This is a genomic window from Bifidobacterium ruminantium DSM 6489 (genome assembly GCF_000770925.1).
Taxonomy (GTDB): domain Bacteria; phylum Actinomycetota; class Actinomycetes; order Actinomycetales; family Bifidobacteriaceae; genus Bifidobacterium; species Bifidobacterium ruminantium.
Genome location: NZ_JDTK01000007.1, coordinates 1 through 21742, shown reverse-complemented (window position 1 = coordinate 21742; position 21742 = coordinate 1). Strand labels below are relative to the sequence as shown.

Sequence of the window (21742 nt, the reverse complement as noted above, 5' to 3'; positions counted from 1 at the left end):
ATCGAAAGGCAGGTACATGAACGGCAAGGAGAACGGCATGAACACGGTGACGTTGCGGGTGAACAGGTTCACGCCGCGTCCCGAACGAGGCCGTGAGCGAGGAGGCTCGCCTTTCGCCAGAAAGAGTTCTCCGTTTGGCGATTCCGGAGCATCCGCACGTAGGCGTCCCCGTGGCAAGCAGTGGGTACAGGAGTACACGTTGTCCGTCCGCCCGGAGGACACCGTGCTTGACTGCCTGCTGACGATCAAGCGCACCATCGACCCGACGCTCGCCTTCCGCTATTCGTGCGGACATGGCATATGCGGTTCCGATGCGGTGGCCATCAACGGCACACCGACGTTGCTTTGCACGGCCATGGTGAGGGATTGGGCCAAACCGGCCGGCACGCAGGTGGACAATGAGGGATTCCGCCATACCGGTGACGACTTCCAGCCCGTTCCCGCACAGGACGGCGACGACTTGGGCGTCATCGAGCTCGCCGCGCTGCCCGGATTCCCCGTACGTCGCGATCTGGTCGCCGACATCGACCAGATGCTCGACCAGATCAAAAAACTCAAGCCGTATCTGCAGGCCAACGACGATCTCGCCACCACCGAGGACGGCAAGATCGATGCGTTCGAATATCTGCAGAATCCGCAGCAGCTGGCCAAATACGAGTTGCTGAGCAATTGCATCGCCTGCGGAACCTGCGAAGGCAGCTGTCCCGTGTACGCGGGCGGCGAGGCGTTCATCGGCCCCGCGGCGCTTATCGCGGCGTCCCGTTTCATCAACGATTCACGCGACATGCAGACGGCCGCCCGCATGGATGCCATCGACTCGGCCGACGGCATCGCGGCATGCCAGTCGGTACGCGCATGCTCGCGCGAATGTCCGCGTGGCATCGACGTCGGCGAGGAGATCTGGCAGCTGATCGCCCAAATCAAGGAGCGCTGAACATGGACAGGACGTCATACACCAATCTCGCGAAATCGTGGGAGTATGTCGAGGATCATGCGTTCTCACGCCAGTCAGCCGAATTGAACGCCATCAGGACCGTAGCCGAGGAGAACGGCATTCCCCAGGGATCGGCGGCACAGGCCGAGCTTCTGCGCATGCTGGTGCGGATGCTGAACGCCTCCTCGGTGATCGCCATCGGCACCGGCTCTGTGGTGGAGACGATGCAATTGATCAATGGTCTTGACGGCACGGGACAGCTCACCGCCGTCGATTCCTCCGCGCAGGGCATCTCCCTGATTCGGAAGCTGTTCAACCGGCTATCCGACGAGACCGAGACCACGCTGCGTGCGGTCAACGCATCCGCGGGCGTGTTCCTTCCCCGTCTCAACGCCGAGAATTACGATCTGATCGTTGTTGCCGGCGATTCCGAGAATTACGCGGCCGCTTTCGCGCAGGCGCCGCGTCTACTGAAGCCGCATGCCGCGATCGTGTTCACCGACGTGCTCGCCTTCGATGCGGCCACCTCCGCCGGTGGCGTGCTGAATCCCGCCAACCGTGACGCGAAGTCCATTGCGATGCGGGAGCTGCTGGAAACCGTGGAATCCGATGAGAGGTTCACCACCGCGTTGACGCCGACCGGCACCGGTCTGCTGATCGCGGTCAAGGACTGACGACGCCGCACCCTCTCTGATTTCCTGGATATGATGGGGCCCGCACATGGTAATGGCATGTGCGGGCCCCATTCTCATCTACTGCCGTTTCGTCTTGGCACCAATCGTCTGACTGACCACGACCGTGCCGTCCTCCAGCACCGTTTCGACCTCGTCGGCGGCATCCTCATCGCCGGTGTGGTGTTTGCGCTCCTGCTCCGCGGCCGATTCGAACCGCTTGGATTGGCGGCTCAGCAGTATGCCGGAAATCACCGCCGCGATCATGGATCCGATCAGGACTCCGAATCTGGCCTCGGCGGACAATTCGGCGTCCTGATACGCGAGAGAGGCGATAAGGAACGACACCGTGAAGCCGATGCCGCATGCGCAAGCCGCGGGGAACATGTCACGCACGCGCAATCCCTTGGCCATTTTGAGGCCTCCCACATGCGTGGACAGCCATGCCGTGGCCATGATGCCCAAAGGCTTGCCGACGACCAACGCCACCATCACGGCGACGACCACAGGCGAGACGAACAATGCGAATGTCAACGATTCGAAATGCACACCGGTGGCGAACAGCGCGAAGATCGGCAGCGCGAGCAACGCGGAGAACGGCTGCAGCTTGTCCGCGTAGCGTTCCGCCCGTGGGGTCTTCTCACCGAAGCACTCATGCGCGGGAGTGAGCAGGCCGACCAGCACGCCTGCCAGCGTGGGGTGCACGCCGGCCTCGAACATCATGACCCATGCCAGCACGCCGACGATGGCCACCGCGAGCCATGGCACCCTGCGCATGCGCACCAGGAAATACCAGACGGCCGCGCATACGGCGATGCCGAGGAACCAATACCACGCGTTCACCGACGAGAAAAACACCGCTATCAGGATGATGGCCAGCAGATCATCCACCGTGGCCAACGTCATCAGAAACGCACGGATGGAGCCCGGCAGCGCCTTGGCGAACAAAGCCAGCACAGCCAACGAGAACGCAATGTCCGTGGCCGTGGGCACCGCCCATCCATGGGACATCTGCGCGAAGGAGAACACCTCGCCCGACGCTATAGTCAGGCGACCGTCCCCTGCTGCGGAGAACAGCGAAATCACACCGATGAACAGCGCCGGCGGCACCAGCATGCCTCCCACGGCGCATAGCATCGGCACCGCGGCGGCCTTGGGATTGGACAGCGATCCCGTGGTGAGCTCCTGTTTCAATTCCAATCCCACGGTCAGGAAGAACACCGTCAGCAGACCGTCCTGCACCCAATGGCCCAATCCCATGTCGATATTGGTATGGGGAATGGCTATACGGAAGTTCTCGAGCTGTTCGAACGCATGAGCGGTGAAGGGGAGGTTGGCCAGCAGGAGTCCGGCGAGGGCGAAACCGAGCATGATCAGACCGGATATACGGTCGGATGCAGCTATGCGTCGGATGGTTGTCCAGATTCCCCTCTTCGATGTGGCCATCATGCTCCTTGTCTTGCGGCCCCGTCCGACCGCGATGTCCGTGGAAAAATCGCATTATCCAGTGTATCGAAGGGTCTGGTGTTTGGTCTCGAATCCTCATCCACGCTCATCTGTGCGCGCAATCGCCCCACACTATGGCCATTCACATTGGAAGATTCCCGCGATCCAAGACGCTTCCGGAGAGGATTCAAGGCTTCACGGCGATACTGACGGGAAACCTAACACAAAAAAGAAAGCCTCCTCCGCATTCGCGAAGGAGGTTCTTGTGCGCGAGACAGGATTCGAACCTGCGACCTGCTGATCCGTAGTCAGCTGCTCTAATCCGCTGGGCTACTCGCGCAACGTCATCTTATTTTCTAAAGCCACCTGATGACTGGTGGCTGGTGCGCGAGACAGGATTCGAACCTGCGACCTGCTGATCCGTAGTCAGCTGCTCTAATCCGCTGGGCTACTCGCGCAACGTTGCCTTGTTTCCGGCAACTCGAATAAGATACACCCAAACGAGCTTCAAACAAAATCTCGGCGTGTCGCAACGGATTGCAATGGAATCATGCCTCTCTGAGACGAGGAATCTCCTGTGTCGGCACCTTGAGCAGCTTCGGCGTGCCCGCACCACTGACGGCAGCCTCGTCGACAACCACTTCAGCGACGCCTTCCATACTAGGAAGCTGGAACATGGTGTCTTCCAAAGTCCTCTCGATGATCGAACGCAGCCCACGCGCGCCCGTCCCGCGTCGGATCGACGTGGCCGCGATCTGCCGCACCGCGCCATCGGTGAAAGTCAGTTTCACGCCATCGACGGCGAACAGCTTCTGATACTGCTTGACCAGCGCGTTCTCCGGTTCGACGAGGATACGCGCCAGATCATCCTCGGTAAGCTCCTCCAGCACGCTGACCACCGGCAGCCTGCCTATGAATTCCGGAAGCAGACCGAAATCGGCCAGATCGTCAGCGGACACCTGCGCGAGCAATTCCCGCTTCGGCACCTCATGATCGTGCCAGGATGCGCCGAAACCGCTTTCCCGGGCACCCAAGCGTTGCGCCACGATGTCGTCAAGCCCCACGAACGCGCCGCCACAGATGAACAGGATGTCTCGGGTATCAATCCGCACGGTCTCCATCTCGCGGTGCTTGCGGGATCCCTCTACCGGCACGGTGGCGACGGTGCCTTCCAGGATCTTGAGCAATGCCTGCTGCACGCCCTCGCCGGACACATCGCGTGTGATGGACGTGTTCTCACCGCTTTTACGGGCGATTTTGTCGATCTCATCTATATATATGATGCCCTGCTGAGCGCGGGCCACGTCGCCGTCAGCGGCCTGAATGAGGCGCTGCAGCACGGTTTCGACGTCATCCCCCACATAGCCGGCCTCCGTCAGTGTGGTGGCGTCGGCTATGACGAACGGCACGTTCATAACCTTGGCAAGCGTCTGCGCCAGATACGTTTTGCCCACTCCCGTCGGCCCAAGCAGCAGAATATTCGATTTGGCCACCTGCACTCCCGCAAGCGGATCATCCTGCGCCTGCGACGACTTCACGCCGAGACGGGCGGCTTCGCCCATTTCCATGTTGACGCGCTTGTAATGGTTGTACACGGCCACGGAAAGCGTTCTTTTGGCCGATTCCTGTCCGACGACGTAATCGTCGAGATAGGCGCTGATCTGCGCCGGCTTGGGCAGCTGCAGGACACCGGCCCGGGCGTCCTTGACCCGTTCCTCCGAAATGATGTCCACGCACAATCCGATGCATTCGTCGCAGATGGCCGCGCCCGACCCGGTAACCAGCTTACGCACCTGGTTCTCGGATTTGCCGCAGAACGTGCATCTTGACACCGCGTCGTTGTAGTTGACCACACGTCCCATTCCATACCCCTTCGTTTCATAGGACCATCATCCACGGAACACAATACCCCTGCCGGAACCCAGCAGGGGTATTGTGCGTCAAGACATGACTCCGGCATCCGCACGTCAGCCGCGGTGCTCTAGCACCTCGTCGACGATGCCGTATTCCTTGGCCTCCTGGGCCGTCAGGAAGGTGTCCACCTCGATGTCCTTGCGAATCTTCTCGATGTCACGGCCGGTGTGCTTGGCCAGCGTGTTCTCCAGCCATTCGCGCATGCGCAGCATCTCCTTGGCCTGGATTTCGATTTCCGTGGCCTTGCCGAAACCTTGGTCAATGGCCGGCTGATGGATGAGCACGCGGGCGTTCGGCAGCATCAGACGCTTGCCCTTGGCTCCGGCGGCCAGCAGGATGGCCGCGGCGGAAGCGGCCTGGCCCAGGCATACGGTCTGCACATCCGGCTTGATGTACTGCATGGTGTCGTAGATGGCGGTCATGGCCGTCATGGAACCACCTGGGGAATTGATGTACATCATCACATCACGGTTCGGATCTTGGCTTTCCAGCACCAGCAGCTGGGCCATGATGTCGTCGGCGGAGGTATCATCCACCTGCACGCCCATGAAGATGATGCGGTCCTCGAACAACCGGGTGTACGGATCCTGCCTCTTGTACCCGTATGGGGTCTTCTCCTCGAACTGAGGCAGAACATAGCGGTTCTGCGGCGCGAACGCCGCCTCACGGGCCGCCGCGCCCTGGAATCCGACGACGCCGGCCGGTCCGGCCAGACGCTCGGCGCGGGCTACAAACTGTGCTTCTTCGCTTGCCATGGTCACTCTCCCTTGCTGGCGCTCATCGTGTCGTGGGTGGATACGAGCTTGTCCACGAAACCATATTCCAATGCTTCCTGCGCGGTGAACCAGTGGTCATACTCGTTGTCGCGGTAGATCTCCTCGACGGTATGACCGGTCTGCTCGGCGGTCAGCTCGCTCATGGTCTTCTTCATATCCATGATGAGCTCGGCGTTGATGCGCACGTCGGTGGCGGTGCCACCGATGCCACCGGACGGCTGGTGCATCAGCACTCGCGCATGCGAGGTCAGGAAGCGCTTGCCCTTGGTTCCGGAGCTCAGCAGGAACTGGCCCATGGAGGCGCACATGCCCAATCCCACGGTGGCCACGTCAGGCTCGATGAGCTGCATGGTGTCGTAGATGGCCATGCCCGCGGTGATGGAACCGCCCGGAGAATTGATGTACAGCCAGATGTCCTTCTTCGGATCCTCGGCGGCCAGCATCAGCATCTGAGCGCAGATGCGGTTGGCCATCTCGTCCTTGACCTCCTCGCCCATCCAGATGATGCGGTCCTTCAGCAGGCGGTTGAAAATCGGATCGGCGGGTCCCGCAGGCATGTCTTCGCCAGCCATGACGGGAAGGGGTGCACTCAGATTGCTCACCTTGTCTCCTTTTCCAGTGTTCTCTATAGTTTCACAGCCTACCGCTTCGAAGCGACGGGTAACGCGATTGCGCTTACAGTGGAGAAGTCCACGGCGGAAGACGGCTACCTGCGCTTCGCTTCCATGCGGAAGGCTGCGATCAGGCAGCAGATCGAGACGGCAACCAATGCGATCATGATGGCGAACGTCCAACTGCCGCCGACGGCCGTGGCGTGCCTGAATGCCGCACTCCCCTCCTTGCCGGCCCCGGACTGGGCCACCGACAGCACGGTGGAGAACAACGCGGTTCCGGCGGCGCCGCCGAATTGCAGGCAGGTGTTGAACACCGCGTTGCCGTCCGGCATGAACTGCGGCGAGATACTGCGCAACGCGTTGGTCATTATGTTGGAAAAGCCGAGCGAGTAGCCAAGTCCGAAAATGAAATAGAAGCCCGCAAGCGTGGCGGGAGTCAGCCGCATGGAGAAGACCAGCAGCAGAATCGGACCGCAGATCGCCAGGAGGAACGCGCCCAGAATCGGACGAACCGGTCCGAAACGATCGTACAGCGTGCCGCCTATCGGAGCGAAGAAGGCTCCGACCAACGCACCGGGCAATACCAAGGCGCCTGCGAGGAACGCATTCGTGCCCAGGGAAAGCTGCGCGAGGTTGGTGATCACATAACCGAAGCCGATGCCGACGATCGGCAGCAGCATGTAGGCGATCAGATGCAGCAGCACCATCGGATCACGCAGCCAGCCCAGACGGATCAGCGGCGAGAAGGAACGATGGGACGACCATCCGAAGAAGAGCAGCGACCCCAATCCGACGATCAGACTGACCACGGCGAAGACGCCCGGCACCACGGCCGCGCCGCCCGCCACTGCGGCGGCCACGGCCACACCGGCCTGATTCAGGAACATTACCAGCCCGCACAACGCCAGTACGATCGACGCGAACTGCAACGGGTTCAGACGCGCCTCCTCCGTCGGACGGTGCTGCTCGATGCATTTCAGGCCGACAGGCAGCGAAATCAGCAGGATGACGGGAATGACAATGATGAAAATCGCACGCCATGGAAGAATGCTCGACACCGCGCCGCCCACGGTCGGACCGATCGCCGGAGCCACGGTGATGACCAGCGAGCCGACGCCCATCAATCGTCCGACCTTGCTTCGCGGCGACTGCTCGAGGATGATGTTCATCATCAGCGGAGTGGCCACGCCGGAGCCAACGCCCTGAATGATACGGGCGACCAAGATCACGGGGAACGCATGACCGAAGATCATGGTCAGAGAGCCCAGCACCGCAAGGACGACGGCCGCAAGGAACAAAGTCCGATGCTTGAATCGGCGGTTGAGGTATGACGACAGCGGCATGGTGGCGGCCACCGTCAGCAGGTAGATGGTGGTGATCCACTGCACCGTGGCGGTGTCCACGTCGAACTCGCGCATCAGCTGCGGGAACAGCACCGTCATCACGGTTTCGGTCAGGATGCCGATGAAGGCGAGGGAGCCCACAGCTACGATGGCGCCGATGAGCTTGCCGGGGATGCGTTCGTCCACGGCATTGGCATTCTCGTCTGCTTTGTTGTCGGATTCTGTTTTTTCGAGCGTTGTATTACGTTCCTGCATATGTTCTTTCCGCGCACTTTTTCCTGCGGCCATGTGCGATGCCGCGATCGACGCATGACGTTGCATGACGCGCCAACCCATAGTGCAGTCTAACCGAGCCTCTGACCGCCGGAACGGCCGCCAGTCCATCCCAACGATTCAGCTAACCGCTCACACGGCCTTGTTTCACGGATCCATCGCCCGAATCGTCCTCATGCAGGATATGCCTGATCTTCTCCAATCTCGGCTTGATCTCATGCTCGTAGCCACGATCGTTCGGATGGTAGTATTCGCGCCCCTGCAGCTCGTCGGGCATGTACTGCTGCGGAGCCACCGCTCCGGGCCAGTCATGCGCGTACCGGTACCCTTCATGGTTGCCCCAGCTTTTCATCAAGGCGGTCGGCGCGTTGCGCAGATGCAACGGCACCTGACCGATGAGTCCGGCGTCCACATCGGCGAGCGCCGCGTTGATGGCGTTGTAGCTGGCGTTCGATTTGGGCGCGGTGGCCACGGCGAGCGCCGCCTCGGCGAGGATGATGCGCGCTTCCGGCATGCCGATCATGGCCACGGCCTGCGCGGCCGCGACGGTGACCTGCAGAACCTGCGGGGCGGCCATGCCGACCTCCTCGGATGCTGCGATCATGATGCGTCGTGCGATGAAACGCGGATCCTCGCCAGCGCGCAGCATGCGGGCAAGGTAATGCATAGTGGCGTCCGGATCGGAGCCGCGCATGGATTTGATGAACGCGGAGATAACGTCGTAGTGGTCGTCGCCGTCCTTGTCGTAACGCACGGTGGCCACGTCCATGACTTTCGACACGACGTCCGGTGTGATGACGGGTCGTTTCGCGCCTCTTTCCTGTTTTTTGTCTCCGGTGAGCGCGCCGGCCGCCGCTTCGAGAATCGTCAACGTCTTGCGCGCGTCGCCCCCCGCCATGCGGACGATCTCGTCAGTGGCCTCATCGGTGATTTCGACCTCGCCGTCAAGACCTTGCTCACTGGCGACGGCACGCCCGATCAGGGTTTTCAGATCCTCCGGTTCCAGCGATTCGAGTTTGACGACCACGGATCGGCTGAGCAGCGGTTTGATGACGGAGAAGCTTGGATTCTCCGTGGTGGCCGCGATGAAGGTGACGTCACGGTTCTCCACACTTGGCAGCAGGGCGTCCTGCTGGGATTTGGAGAAACGGTGCACTTCGTCGATGAACAGCACCGTCTCCCTGCCTTCCGAGACGAGACGCTCATGCGCGCGTTTCAGCACGTCACGCACATCCTTGACGCCGGACGTGACCGCGGACAGTTCCTCGAACACGCGTCCGGACTGTTTGGCGACGATGTAGGCGAGTGTGGTCTTGCCCACGCCCGGAGGACCGAACAGAATGACGGAACTCGGCGCGGTGAGCGAGCCCTTCGAGGCGGGATTGGCGAGTCTGCGCAACGGAGACCCCTCCCCCAGCACGCGGGACTGCCCCAGCACTTCGTCGATGCTCGATGGACGCATCCGCACGGCCAACGGGCGCGTCACATCAGCCGACGCGTCCATCGCGGCAAACAAATCATCAGTCATGGTTTCCACTGTACCGCAAAACGACACATGATTCGAACACACGTTCGACGTGCGGATTCACCCCAAACGGTAGACTGGCAAGCATGGCAGACGATAAGAACTATGGCTCGCTGGGCGCTTTGGCCCCGAACTGGGACGAGGGCGGACGCAACATCGACGCGGACGAAATATACGAACGCTTCTTCACCTGGGTGTCGGACGTCAAAGGCGTCGAACCGTGGCCCCATCAGGAGGAGGCCATCATGGATCTGCTCGCGGGCGACCATGTCATCCTGAACACCCCTACCGGCTCAGGCAAATCCCTGGTGGCGCTCGGTATGCATTTCGCGGCGTTGTGCACAGGGCGCCGCTCCTATTACACGGCTCCGATCAAGGCTCTCGTATCGGAGAAGTTCTTCGATCTGGTCGAGGTCTTCGGTCGTGAGAACGTCGGCATGATCACCGGCGACACGCATATCAATGCGGACGCGCCGATCATCTGCTGCACCGCGGAGATCCTCGCCAACCAGGCGTTGCGTGAAGGCCGTCATGCCGATGTCGGCTGCGTAGCGATGGACGAATTTCATTATTATGGCGATCCCGAACGTGGCTGGGCGTGGCAGGTGCCGCTGCTCACGCTGCCGCATACGCAGTTCCTGCTGATGAGCGCGACGCTTGGCAACGTCGATGCGATTGCCGACAAGCTCGAGGACATGACGGACACCGATGTGGACATCATCACCGATGCGCCGCGCCCGGTGCCGCTGACCTACGAATACACGTTGGATCCGCTGGAGAAGACGGTGGAGCTGGCGTTTGGCAAGGGCGAGACGCCGATCTACGTGGTCCACTTCTCCCAGGACGCCGCGTTGGAGACCGCCAACGCGCTGGCCAGCACGGGCGTGTCCAGCAAGGAGCAGCGCACCGCGATCGCCGAAGCCATCAAGGGAACGAAGTTCACCACCGCGTTCGGCAGGATCCTGCAACGTCTGCTGCGCACCGGCGTCGGCATCCACCATGCCGGCATGCTCCCCCGTTACCGTCGTCTGGTGGAGCAGCTCGCCCAGCAGGGTCTGCTGCCAGTAATCTGCGGCACCGATACGCTCGGCGTCGGCATCAACGTGCCGATCCATTCCGTGGTGCTGACCGCGCTGACCAAGTTCGACGGCACAAGGATGCGCAAGTTGCGCGCCCGCGAATTCCATCAGATCGCCGGACGCGCCGGCCGCATGGGATTCGACACGGAGGGACTGGTGATCGCGGAGGCCCCCGAATTCGAGATCGAGAACGCCAAGGCCCTGGCCAAGGCGGGAAACGATCCGAAGAAGCTCAAGAAGGTCAAACGCAAGAAGGCGCCGGAAGGCTTCGTCACGTGGAACGAGAACACGTTCGACAAGCTCATCGACGCGGCTCCGGAAACGTTGGTGCCGCATATGAAGATCACGCATTCCATGGTGCTGAACGAGGTGGAGCAGGGCGGCGACGCCCGACTGCGCATCAACCGGCTCATCGACGATTCCGCGCAGACCCCGGATCAGAAGGAGCGCCTGCATGCGCGCGCGGACGAGATCTTCCAGACCCTGTTCGACACGAACGTCATCGAGACCGAAGACCGCGACGACGGCGGCAAGGACTATTTCATGACCGTGGACGTTCCGGACGATTTCGCCCTCGACCAGCCGCTGAGCCCATTCCTGCTGGCCGCGCTGGAACTGCTCGATCCGGAATCGGACACCTACGCGCTGGATGTGATCTCCATGGTGGAAGCCACGTTGGAGGATCCCAAGCAGGTGCTTCGCGCCCAGGAGCGGCAGGCCCGAGACGAGGCCATGATCCGCATGAAGGAGGACGGCCTCGACTACGACGAACGTATGGACAAGCTGCAGGAGATCACCTATCCGAAGCCTTTGGAGGACATGCTTCAGGCCGCATTCGACGAATACCGCCATGACGTGCCGTGGGCGAACGACTATTGGCTGAGTCCGAAATCGGTGGTGCGCGACATGGTGGAGACCGCCTCCGATTTCACCGGCTACATCGCACGCTACAACATCGCACGTTCCGAAGGCACGCTGCTACGTTATCTGTCCGACGCCTACCGCGCGTTGGCCCGCACCGTACCCCAAGAAAAGCGCGACGAGCAGTTGAACGACATCATCTCATGGCTCCGTGTGGTGGTCCGTTCCATCGACTCCTCTTTGGTGGACGAATGGGAGAACGCCGGTTCCGACGCCGACGCCTCCGAGAAGGCCGCCAATCTGGCCACCCCCGGAACCAAGCAGTCCGTGGTGGAGGACCGTCGCGGACTCACCGTGCTGGTACGCAACGCCTTGTTCCGCCGCGTGCAGCTCATGGATCTCGACAGACCCGACGAATTGGGCTCGCTCGACAAGGACTGGGGCTACGGCGTGCATGAATGGGAGGATACGCTCGACGATTACTACGACGAGCACGAGTATATCAACACCGACGCCAAGGCACGCAGCGGCGAGCAGTTCATCCTCGACGAAAGCAAGGAGAACAGCGAGCATTCCTGGAAGGTGCGGCAGATCATCGACGATTCCGATGGCGACCACGATTGGGCCATCACCGGAACCGTCGATCTGGATGCTACCCAGTCCAGAGGCGAGGTCGTGTTCTTCGATTACATGGTCTCCAACTGACGACGCATCTCGTCGGCGTCGACTTCGAGCGGAGGCCAGATCATATTCATGTTCCTAAGCGTGTTGCGCAGCAGTTCGGAGACGACCGCCCTCGAGTACCAGCGGTTGTCAGCGGGCACCAGATACCACGGCGCCTGGTCCGTGCTGGTGCGCAGGAACACGTCCTGCCATGCGGCCATGTATTCGTCCCAGCGTGCGCGCGCTTCGAGATCGCTCGGATCGAACTTCCAATATTTGGTCGAATCCTCAAGACGGCTCAGGAAGTGACGTTTCTGCTCCTCCTTGCTTACCACGAGGAAGATCTTGATGATGGTGCAGCCATCGGACGCCAACTGCGATTCGAAACGGTTAATCTCGTCGTACCGCGACTGCCAGACCTCCTCCGGCTGGGTCTTGTAGATGCGCGGCATGACGATGTCCTCGTAATGCGACCGATCGAAGATGGAAATCCACCCATTCGCCGGCAGCTCGCGCTTGATGCGCCACAGATAATCGTGGTCCAATTCCTCGCCTTTCGGCGCGCCGAAACCATGGTAGTGCATGCCCATCGGATCGCCCTGGCTGAACACGTGGCGCACGATGCCACCCTTGCCTGACGCGTCCATGCCCTGCAACACAATCAGCAGGCGATGATGCGAGCCTTTCACGCCATTGGCGTACATCAACCGCTGGTAACGGGCGATTTCCGACGAACTGATGGCTATGAACCGTTCGGCGTCCTCCTTGTTGCCATCGAACCCCGGCGTGGCCCCGCCGTTCACAGTGGCGACGTCGACATCGTGGTGGAATCGCAGCAATTGGCCCGGCGGCAGCGTCCATACCGAGCTCAGCAGTTCGCTTGCCTTGGCCACGTTCGCCAGCCCCTCGGCGACGGAACCGCAATTCGCCCCCTGCGCCAGCCTGTTCTCCACCTTGTTCAGCGTCTTCGCAATCGGCGTCATCTTCGGATCCTTGCTCTTATCCGCCATTTCAAGCCTCCTTGCTTGATATCAGACATGATGATGATTGCATCCTAGGCATGACAATGGCCGGTGTCCCGGATTTCGCATGCGCGCGTCTCCAAAACACCGGCCATATCACAAGCCATATGAGCCGTCAGGATTCCCGATCAGTCTTCGACTGGCCTTTTCCCTGATGGTGCTCGGCCTCCTTTTTCTTGGCTTCCTTCATCAGGTCCTCCAATGGATTGTCCTTGATGGGTTTGCCGTTTTTGTCGAACTCGATCTGGCTTTCGGGATGCGTCTCGTCATATCCCTGGACGTAACGCGTCTCACGCCAACGGTGAATCGACGCGTTCGTGCCACGGTGATGCACATGGTACAGGCGTTGGGCGCCGCCGAGCGGCACGCCTTCCTTGGCCACGGCGATCTGATTCACATTCGACGGATCCATGATGGCGATCGGGGCGACCGGCTCAGGCTCGGCCGGCGCGGCGGTATGCTGCTGCATGCGCGACGGAAGCCATTCGGCGAGACGGCTCAGCAGCCAGCAGACGATGAAATACACGACCGCGGCCACCACCAGGGTCTGCAGAATGTTGAAGTACATCGAACCGAGACGGCGTGATTCCTGCAGCAGATCCGTGTACATGATGATCGATCCGAGCGCGGTGTCTTTCAGCACCACGACCAGCTGGGTCACAGCCGCCGGCAACATGGCGTAGATGGCCTGGGGCACCTCTATCTGAATCAGCGACTGCGTGCGGGTCAATCCCAAGGCAAGCGACGCCTCACGCTGACCATTCGGCAGGTTGCCCACACCGGAACGCACCAGTTCGGCCACCACGGAACCGTTGTAGATCACCAAGGCGAGCACAACGGCCCAGTATGCCGGACTGGGCAATCCCGCGAAGGCGAACCAACGCCAGAAGAAGATCATGAGCAGAAGCACAGGAACCGCACGTGCGAATTCAACGATCGCGCCGGAGACCGCACGTATAATCACGTTCGGCAGCAGTCGTCCGATACCGAAGAGCAGACCGAACACCACGGCTCCGATGACGGCCAGGACCGAGGCCCGAATCGTCGCCCACAGACCCGGAAGATAGAAGTCGGTCCATGCTTCGGCGTCAAGCGCCGGTTTCCACAGTTCCCAGCTCAGCTGGTTCTCGCCGTCCGGCGGATTGTGCAGACGCATGAGGATCAGCACAAGCACCACCGCGAAGATGATGCCGGCTATCCAATTGACGATACGGATGGTCTTGCGGCCCTTCGGGCCCGGCTGGTCGAACAACACCGCGCTTTCATTGCTTGCCATGGCGCGTCACCTCCTCACTGCGAGTTTGTTGGACAGATATGTGGTCAGCATGCCGATCGGAATAATCAGAATCACGTAGCCGAATGCGAAAATCAGGAAGATCGGGACGATCACATCGGAACGGTATTCGATCATTTCGCTCATCAACGAGGACGTCTCCGTGGCCACGGACGCAGCCGCCGCAACGGTGGAGTTCTTCAGCAACGCGATCAGAGTGTTGCCCAAAGGCGCCACGGATCCGCGGAAGGCCTGCGGCAGGATGATCTGCGTGGCGGACTGCATGAAGTTGAGTCCCAGTGCACGGGCTGCCTCCGCCTGTCCGATTGGCACCGTATTGATGCCGGAACGCAGCGATTCGCACACGAAAGCCGCGGTGTACAGGCTCAGACCGGTCACTGCCAGCCAGAAGAAATTGGTGGCGAAAGTATCGGAGAAGCTGAGCTTCAACTGGGCGTAGGCGCCAAGCACCATGAACACCATAATGATGGTCAATGGCATGTTCTTGAACAGTTCCACGTAGGCGCAGGAAACGGTGCGGAGCGAGGCGACCGGCGAAATGCGCATCATCACGAGGATGACGCCGAGGATCATGGAGAACAAAGCCGACCATAGGGTCAGCTCGATATTCACCAGGAAGGCGGCCGGCACATCGTATTGGCTGAACAGCGAAATAAACGCTTCCATCACTTCTCCCCTTCCTTCGGTTTCGGCGGATTGTATTTAGCGTCCGGCGTGTAGTCAACGCCCTTCGTGTTGTCGGCGATGGCTCGCTTCCAGGAACCGTCCTTGATCATTTCGGAGATGGCGTTGTTGATGTTCCTGGCGAGTTTCGTGTTGCCTTTCTTGATGCCGACGCCATAGTATTCCTGGGTGAATGGCTTGCCCACCACGCGCAGACGTCCGCGCGACGCCGAAGCCAGGCCGGCCAGGATGATGTCGTCCGTGGTCACCGCGTCAACGATGCCGGAGAACAGCGCGGTCGCGCATTCGGCATAGCCGGGCTGCTCCATAAGCTGCACCTCGTTGGCGAACTTCTCCTTGACCGTCACTGCGGATGTGGATCCCGTCACCGAGCACAGACGTTTGCCGTTGAGATCCTCCGGGCCGTCGATGCCCTTCTCGTCCTTGCGGACCAGCAGATCCTGTCCCGCCACGAAATACGGCCCCGCGAAGGATACGACCCTCTTGCGTTCGTCGGTGATCGAATAGGTCGCCACGATGAAGTCGACGTCGCCGTTCTGCAGCATGGCCTCACGCTGCTTGGACGGCGCCTCCTTCCAGACGATCTGGTCCTCGGAATAGCCGAGCTTTCTGGCGATGTATTTGGCGACGTCCACATCGAAGCCGACGTAGGTGCCGTTCTTTTTGAAGCCCAGGCCCGGCTGGTCGAATTTGATGCCGATGCGGATTCTGCCATCCGCGTCATCCGCGCCGCACGCGGAGACGGCGAACACGCACGCGAACGCGCAAAGCGCCGCCATGCCTCTGCGGAGCATGCGTTTCACCGCAATGGATAATGGTTTCTTCATTGGGATTTCCTCTTTTGTCGGTATTTCACATCACTGTCAGTGGGTGAGGATCTTCGACAGGAAGTCCTTGGCACGGTCCGTCTTCGGATGTTCGAAGAATTCCTCCGGCGTGCTCTGTTCGAGGATCTGACCGTCAGCCATGAACACGACCTTGTCGGCCACCTTGCGTGCGAAGCCCATCTCGTGGGTCACGCACAGCATGGTCATGCCCTCATGGGCCAGCTCTACCATGACGTCGAGCACCTCATTGACCATTTCCGGATCGAGCGCGGAGGTCGGCTCGTCGAACAGCATGACTTTCGGCTGCATGGCGAGGGCGCGGGCGATGGCGACGCGCTGCTGCTGGCCGCCGGAAAGCTGAGACGGCATCTTTTTGGCCTGGGAGGCCACGCCCACGCGTCCCAGCAGATCCATGGCGAGGTCCTCGGCCTCCTTCTTGTCCATGCGACGGACCTTGATCGGCGCCAATGTCACATTTTCCAGAATGGTCTTGTTGGCGAAAAGATTGAAGGACTGGAACACCATGCCCACTTCCGCACGCAGACTGGCGAGCTCCTTGCCCTCCTGCGGCAGCGGCTTGCCGTCGATGCGGATGTCTCCGGAGTCGATGGTCTCCAGACGGTTGATGGTGCGGCACATCGTGGATTTGCCGGATCCGGACGGACCGACGATGACGAGCACCTCGCCTTTTCTTACGGTAAGATTAATGTCTTTAAGCACATGCAGGTCGCCATAATGCTTTTCGACATGGGTCAGTTCGACGAGCGGCCTGTCGTCCGCCCCAGCATCCGGCATGATGGAACGCTTCGCTTCGGTTTCTTTGATTTCAGACATACGGGCAGTATAGGAAATGAATAGGAAATTTATGTTTCCCAGCCGTCCGTTCGTCTCACTTTGCCCAGAATATGAGACGACGCATATCGTTTTATGAATGAAATCACAAGTAAAAAGGCGTCCGCACGCCAATCGCGTACGGACGCCTTCATTCGCTTTCAGGCAGGAAGACTATCAGTCCTCATCCTCATCTGGATCGTAATCGACGCCGGTCTCGGCACGTTGCTCGGCGGAGATTGGAGCCGGGGCGCCGGTCAGCGGGTCACGGCCGCCACCCGCCTTCGGGAAGGCGATGACGTCGCGGATGGAGTCGGCGCCCGCCAAGATGGCTGCGGTACGATCCCAACCGAGAGCGATGCCCGCGTGCGGCGGAGCACCATACTTGAAAGCCTCGAGCAGGAAGCCGAACTTGTCGGCAGCCTCTTCCGGCGTGATACCGAGCACATCGAGCACACGATCCTGGATATCGTCACGGTGGATACGAACGGAACCGCCACCCATCTCGTTGCCGTTGCACACGATGTCGTAGGAATCGGACATGGCGTGCTCAGGATCCTTGTCGAACTTGTCGATCCAATCCTTGGACGGCATGGTGAACGGATGATGCATGGAGGTCCACTTGGAATGGCCGACGGCCACATCATCGTCATCCGGATCGTCGGTCGGCTTGAACAGCGGGAAGTCCACCACCCACGTGAATGCGAAATCGTCGGGCTTGAGCAGACCGGCACGACGGGCGAGTTCGACGCGCACCGCGCCCAGCAGCTCCTGAGAGGAAGTGCGACGGCCGGCCGCGAAGAACACCGCATCGCCATCTTCGGCGCCAACGGCCTCCTTCAGGCCATTGCGCTCCTCTTCGGAGAGGTTCTTGGCGACCGGGCCCTTGAGATCGCCGTTCTCGGCGAAGACCACATAGGCCAAGCCCTTGGCTCCACGCTGCTTGGCCCAATCCTGCCATGCGTCGAACTGACGGCGAGGCGTGGCCGCACCGCCCTTGAAAAGCACGGCACCGACATACGGAGCCTGGAACACACGGAACGGCGTGTTCTTGAAGTAATCGGTCAGCTCGATCAGCGGGTTGCCGAAGCGCAGATCCGGCTTGTCGGAACCATACTTATCCATGGCGTCCTGCCAAGTGATGCGCTGGATCGGCAGCTTGATGTCGTATCCGGCGGACTTCCAGATGGCCGCGATGACCTTCTCGGCCATGGCCATCACATCCTCCTGGTCCACGAACGCCATCTCCATATCGAGCTGGGTGAACTCCGGCTGACGATCCGCGCGGAAATCCTCGTCACGGTAGCAGCGGGCCAACTGGTAGTAGCGTTCCACACCGGAGACCATGAGCAGCTGCTTCAGCAGCTGCGGGGACTGCGGCAGGGCGTACCAAGAGCCCGGCACCAGACGGGCCGGCACCACGAAGTCGCGGGCGCCTTCCGGCGTGGACTTGATCATGGTCGGCGTCTCAATCTCCTCGAAGCCCATTTCCTCCAAAGCGTGTCGTGCGGCCTTCGACATCTGCGCACGCAGCTTCAAGTTGCGCTGCATGGACGGACGACGCAGGTCGAGGTAACGGTACTTCAAACGCACGTCCTCGCCCGGCAGCTTGTTCTCGGACTCGTTCTCAAGCGCCGTGGAGACCTGGAACGGCAGAGCATCGGACTTGGCCAGCACTTCGATGCTTTCAGCCACGACTTCGATCTTACCGGTGGCCAGATGCTCGTTCTCGTTGCCATCCGGACGCAGACGAACCTCGCCGACGACCTGGATCACGAACTCGGAACGCAGCGGACGAGCCATCTCCTCGTCATAGATGACGACCTGCACCAGACCGGTGTTGTCGCGCAGGTCGATGAATGCCACGCCACCGTGGTCACGGCGACGATCCACCCAACCGGCGAGCGTCACCTTCTGGCCGACGAGATCTTCGGTCACTTCGGTTGCATGATGTGTTCTGTAAGCCGTCTGGCTCATGCTTCCCCTATTCCTTAATCCTCTATTTGCGAAGTCCTGCGATGTCAGGCTTCAACGGTAACGGTTTGCTGGGCATACACAGTATCCGGCTCCCAAGACTGTGCATCGGCCGGCTTCTGGTCTCCCGTGACGATGTTCTTGACCTCGTCCTGGGCGCCTTCCTCGGAAGCGTCAGCCGGGAACCAGACGTACGGTATGCCGAGTTTGTCGGCGTACTTGATCTGCTTGCCGAGCTTGGCGGCGGTCGGGGCCACATCCGCGGCGATGCCACGGGCTCGAAGCTGGTTGGCGATCAGGTTGGAGGCGGAACGATCGGACTCGTTCCACACGGCCACCAGCACGGATGCCGGGGATACGCGGTTGGCGTGGGCGCCCGCGGTATGCAGCATATAGGAGACCAGACGGGACAGGCCGATGGACAGGCCCACGCCCGGGTACTTCTTGTTGCCCTGCGAGGCGAGGTTGTCGTAACGGCCTCCGGAGCAGATGGATCCCAAAGCCGCGGCGCCGTCGAGGAAGGTCTCATACACGGAACCGGTGTAGTAGTCCAGACCTCGGGCGATCTTCAGATCCGCGATCACGGAGCCCGGACGGATGCGCGCCGCCTCATCCACGATCATCGCCAAGGTGTCAAGACCCTGACGGGCCAGCACATAAGCGTCGGAATCGGCCGCGATGCCGTGCTTGGAGCACAGCGCATCGAATTTCTCGGACAGTTCCTTGCCGTTGGCCGCTGTCAGCTCGGCCAGCTCGAGGCATGCACGGGCCTGCCCCTCGTCGGCTCCGCAACCCTCGACGAGCAGCTTGGCCACCTCGTCGGCGCCGATCTTGTCAAGCTTGTCGATCTCACGCAACACGCCTTCGATGTCGGTAAGCCCCAGACCGCGGTAGAAGCCTTCGGAAAGCTTGCGGTTGTTCGCGTGCACGGTGGCCTTCGGCAGGCCGAACTCGCGCAGACGCTCCAATGCCGACACCATGACCAGCGGAAGCTCGACCTCGTAATGGTCGGGCAGATCACCATTGCCGATCACATCGATATCGGCCTGCACGAATTCACGGAAACGGCCTTCCTGCGGACGCTCGCCACGCCAGACCTTCTGAATCTGCCAACGCTTGAACGGGAATGTCAAATCGCCGGAATGCTCGACGACATAGCGGCTCAGCGGAACGGTCAGATCGAAGTGCAGGCCAAGACGGTCCTCAATCGGAGTGTCGGATTCATGTCCGACCTCCTGGAGACGGCTCAGCAGATATATCTCCTTGCTGGTCTCGCCTTTCTTGAGCAGGCTGGAACCCTGCTCAACCGCACGGGTTTCAATGCCTATGAAACCATTCAGCTCGAATACGTTACGGAGCGTGTCAATGACACGCTGCTCCACAACACGCTCAGAGGGGAGCCACTCTGGAAATCCTGAAATAGATGCACCTTTAGCCACGGTTCTCTATAATAAATGAGGTTACGGAAAATGCCGCGCGTTTTTCAAGGTTTGGAAGACGGCGTCATCGACCGTTGCCCCTGCACTACATGAAGCTTACGTAAGGAGCTGGCCATGGCCGACGAGAATGTCACCGCGTCCGAAAACACCACCGAAACCACCGAGCAGGCAGCGACGCCCGCAACCCAGGCCAGCAAACCGGCCGTCCCGAGCCCAGCGGCCATGAAGCCGCATGCGCCGAGCCCTGCGGCCTTCGCCAAGAAGACGCCGAAGCGCGCGCCGGCGACCACCGGATTCTCCGAGGAGGACGTCAAGGCGGCCGAGACTTTCGGCCGCGTCGCCGATGACGGCACGGTGTTCGTGAAGGACGGAGAAGGGGAACGTGAGGTCGGACAGTTCCCGGATGCCTCCAAGGAAGAGGCTCTGGCGCTGTACGCGCGCCGCTATCTGGATCTGAAGGCCAAGCTCGACCTGTTCGCCAACAGGCTCAGGTCCAACAATGTGAAGAGCCATGAGATCGACGAGACCATCAAGACCCTCTCCTCCGAAACCGAACAGCCGGCCGTCGTCGGTGACCTTGAGGCGATCAAGAACCAGTTCACCGCACTGAAGGAGGCTGGAGAGGCCAAGAAGACCGAACTCAGCGAGGCGCATAAGGCCGCTGTCGCCAAGGCGCTGGCGGAACGCACCGCGATCGTGGAGAAGGCGGAGGCCTTGGCCAATTCCTTGGGAGACAACACCAACTGGCGTTCCACCGCCGACAAGTTCCGTTCGCTCTTCCAGCAGTGGCAGGAGCATCAGCGCAACAGCGTCCGTCTCAACAAGACCGATGCGGATGCGCTGTGGGCACGCTTCTCCTCCGCACGCACCACCTTCAACAGCGCCCGCCGCAAGTGGGCCCAGGGTCGCGATGAGGAGCGTAGCGCCGCCAAGGCCACGAAGGAGGCCATCATCGCCGAGGCCGAGCAGATTCAGGACTCCACCGCCTGGGTCGAAACATCCCGCAAGTTCAACGAGCTGATGGATCGTTGGAAGAAGGCGGGTCGTGCGGGTCGTCGTGACGATGACGCGCTGTGGGCGCGTTTCCGCGCGGCGGCTGACACCTTCTTCAATGCCCGTCAGGCCGATCGTGAGCAGATCAGCTCCTCCGAAAAGGAGAATCTCGCCAAGAAGGAGGAGCTGCTGACCAAGGCCGAGGCTTTGGTGCCGGTCAAGGATGAGAAGGAGGCCAAGCAGGCCCGTCAGGCGTTGGCCGCCATCCAGGAGGAATGGGATCAGATCGGCTACGTTCCGCGAGACGAGGTCCATCGCATCGAAAGCCGTCTTGATGCCGTGGATAAGCAGATCAAGGCCGTCGAGGACGCCGTTTGGAAGCAGTCCGATCCGGAGGCCGACGCCCGCAAGAACTCCTTCGAAGAGCAGCTAAACGCCCAGCTCGAGGAGCTTGACGCGAAGATCGCCGCCGAGTCCGATCCGAAGAAGAAGTCCAAGCTTGAGGCCGAAAAGGCCACCAAGGAGCAGTGGCTGAACGCCATCAAGTAGTTTCCATAGTTCCCGAAACCGGGAGTAGTG

17 protein-coding genes and 2 tRNA genes are annotated in these 21742 nt (G+C 60.8%); 4 read left to right on the top strand and 15 right to left on the bottom strand.

What is annotated here, in order from left to right:
• Positions 1–16: 16 nt before the first annotated feature.
• Positions 17–934 carry a succinate dehydrogenase/fumarate reductase iron-sulfur subunit gene (locus tag OU26_RS04350; protein WP_026645701.1) on the top strand — a complete coding sequence of 306 codons (918 nt, stop codon included), beginning with the start codon at positions 17–19 and terminating at the stop codon, positions 932–934.
• A 2-nt stretch (positions 935–936) separates the two neighbouring features.
• Positions 937–1608 carry an O-methyltransferase gene (locus tag OU26_RS04345; protein ID WP_026645700.1) on the top strand — a complete coding sequence of 224 codons (672 nt, stop codon included), beginning with the start codon at positions 937–939 and terminating at the stop codon, positions 1606–1608.
• Between the two features lie 78 nt (positions 1609–1686).
• Here the strand turns inward: OU26_RS04345 and nhaA are convergent, their stop codons facing one another.
• The 8 genes from nhaA to OU26_RS04305 all read right to left on the bottom strand — a co-directional run bounded on the left by nhaA (position 1687) and on the right by OU26_RS04305 (position 9499).
• On the bottom strand, positions 1687–3054 hold the full coding sequence (gene nhaA, locus OU26_RS04340) for a Na+/H+ antiporter NhaA (RefSeq protein WP_193345883.1): 1368 nt from the start codon (positions 3052–3054) through the stop codon (positions 1687–1689).
• A 263-nt stretch (positions 3055–3317) separates the two neighbouring features.
• A tRNA-Arg gene (locus tag OU26_RS04335) sits at positions 3318–3391 on the bottom strand.
• 41 nt (positions 3392–3432) lie between these two features.
• A tRNA-Arg gene (locus OU26_RS04330) sits at positions 3433–3509 on the bottom strand.
• Between the two features lie 90 nt (positions 3510–3599).
• Complete coding sequence (clpX, locus tag OU26_RS04325) at positions 3600–4913, bottom strand: ATP-dependent Clp protease ATP-binding subunit ClpX (protein ID WP_026646429.1); 1314 nt, start codon at positions 4911–4913, stop codon at positions 3600–3602.
• A 105-nt stretch (positions 4914–5018) separates the two neighbouring features.
• The gene (locus OU26_RS04320) at positions 5019–5720 is read right to left on the bottom strand and encodes an ATP-dependent Clp protease proteolytic subunit (RefSeq protein WP_026646428.1); all 702 of its coding nucleotides are present in this window, start codon (positions 5718–5720) and stop codon (positions 5019–5021) included.
• 2 nt (positions 5721–5722) lie between these two features.
• Complete coding sequence (locus OU26_RS04315) at positions 5723–6343, bottom strand: ATP-dependent Clp protease proteolytic subunit (RefSeq protein ID WP_026646427.1); 621 nt, start codon at positions 6341–6343, stop codon at positions 5723–5725.
• Positions 6344–6447: 104 nt separating this feature from the next.
• Positions 6448–7953, bottom strand: a complete 1506-nt coding sequence (locus OU26_RS04310; RefSeq protein WP_237743784.1) for an MDR family MFS transporter — start codon at positions 7951–7953, stop codon at positions 6448–6450.
• Between the two features lie 142 nt (positions 7954–8095).
• Complete coding sequence (locus OU26_RS04305) at positions 8096–9499, bottom strand: replication-associated recombination protein A (protein ID WP_026646425.1); 1404 nt, start codon at positions 9497–9499, stop codon at positions 8096–8098.
• A gap of 83 nt (positions 9500–9582) precedes the next feature.
• Between OU26_RS04305 and OU26_RS04300 the strand changes: the two genes are divergently transcribed.
• A complete protein-coding gene (locus OU26_RS04300) occupies positions 9583–12141 on the top strand; it encodes a DEAD/DEAH box helicase (RefSeq protein ID WP_026646424.1) in 2559 nt (852 codons plus the stop codon).
• Here the strand turns inward: OU26_RS04300 and OU26_RS04295 are convergent.
• The 7 genes from OU26_RS04295 to hisS form a co-directional block, all read right to left on the bottom strand.
• Positions 12123–13109 (bottom strand): PPK2 family polyphosphate kinase, encoded by a 987-nt coding sequence (locus OU26_RS04295; protein ID WP_026646423.1) that lies wholly within the window; start codon positions 13107–13109, stop codon positions 12123–12125. The two genes, OU26_RS04300 and OU26_RS04295, sit on opposite strands and share 19 nt — an antisense overlap.
• A 127-nt stretch (positions 13110–13236) precedes the next feature.
• Entirely contained in the window at positions 13237–14397 is a 1161-nt protein-coding gene (locus OU26_RS04290) for an amino acid ABC transporter permease (RefSeq protein WP_051592925.1), read from the bottom strand.
• Between the two features lie 6 nt (positions 14398–14403).
• Positions 14404–15081 carry an amino acid ABC transporter permease gene (locus OU26_RS04285; protein WP_026646422.1) on the bottom strand — a complete coding sequence of 226 codons (678 nt, stop codon included), beginning with the start codon at positions 15079–15081 and terminating at the stop codon, positions 14404–14406.
• Positions 15081–15893: a glutamate ABC transporter substrate-binding protein gene (locus OU26_RS04280; RefSeq protein ID WP_026646421.1), complete on the bottom strand. Its 813-nt coding sequence runs from the start codon at positions 15891–15893 to the stop codon at positions 15081–15083. The genes OU26_RS04285 and OU26_RS04280 overlap by 1 nt, the downstream gene beginning before the upstream one ends.
• 69 nt (positions 15894–15962) lie before the next feature.
• On the bottom strand, positions 15963–16721 hold the full coding sequence (locus OU26_RS04275) for an amino acid ABC transporter ATP-binding protein (protein ID WP_193345884.1): 759 nt from the start codon (positions 16719–16721) through the stop codon (positions 15963–15965).
• A gap of 213 nt (positions 16722–16934) precedes the next feature.
• Positions 16935–18734 (bottom strand): aspartate--tRNA ligase, encoded by a 1800-nt coding sequence (aspS, locus tag OU26_RS04270; protein ID WP_026646419.1) that lies wholly within the window; start codon positions 18732–18734, stop codon positions 16935–16937.
• A 44-nt stretch (positions 18735–18778) separates the two neighbouring features.
• A complete protein-coding gene (hisS, locus tag OU26_RS04265) occupies positions 18779–20170 on the bottom strand; it encodes a histidine--tRNA ligase (RefSeq protein ID WP_033498908.1) in 1392 nt (463 codons plus the stop codon).
• Positions 20171–20284: 114 nt separating this feature from the next.
• On the opposite strand from hisS, the gene OU26_RS04260 reads away from it, so the two are divergent.
• Positions 20285–21712 carry a DUF349 domain-containing protein gene (locus OU26_RS04260; protein ID WP_026646417.1) on the top strand — a complete coding sequence of 476 codons (1428 nt, stop codon included), beginning with the start codon at positions 20285–20287 and terminating at the stop codon, positions 21710–21712.
• The last annotated feature ends 30 nt before the right edge of the window (positions 21713–21742 follow it).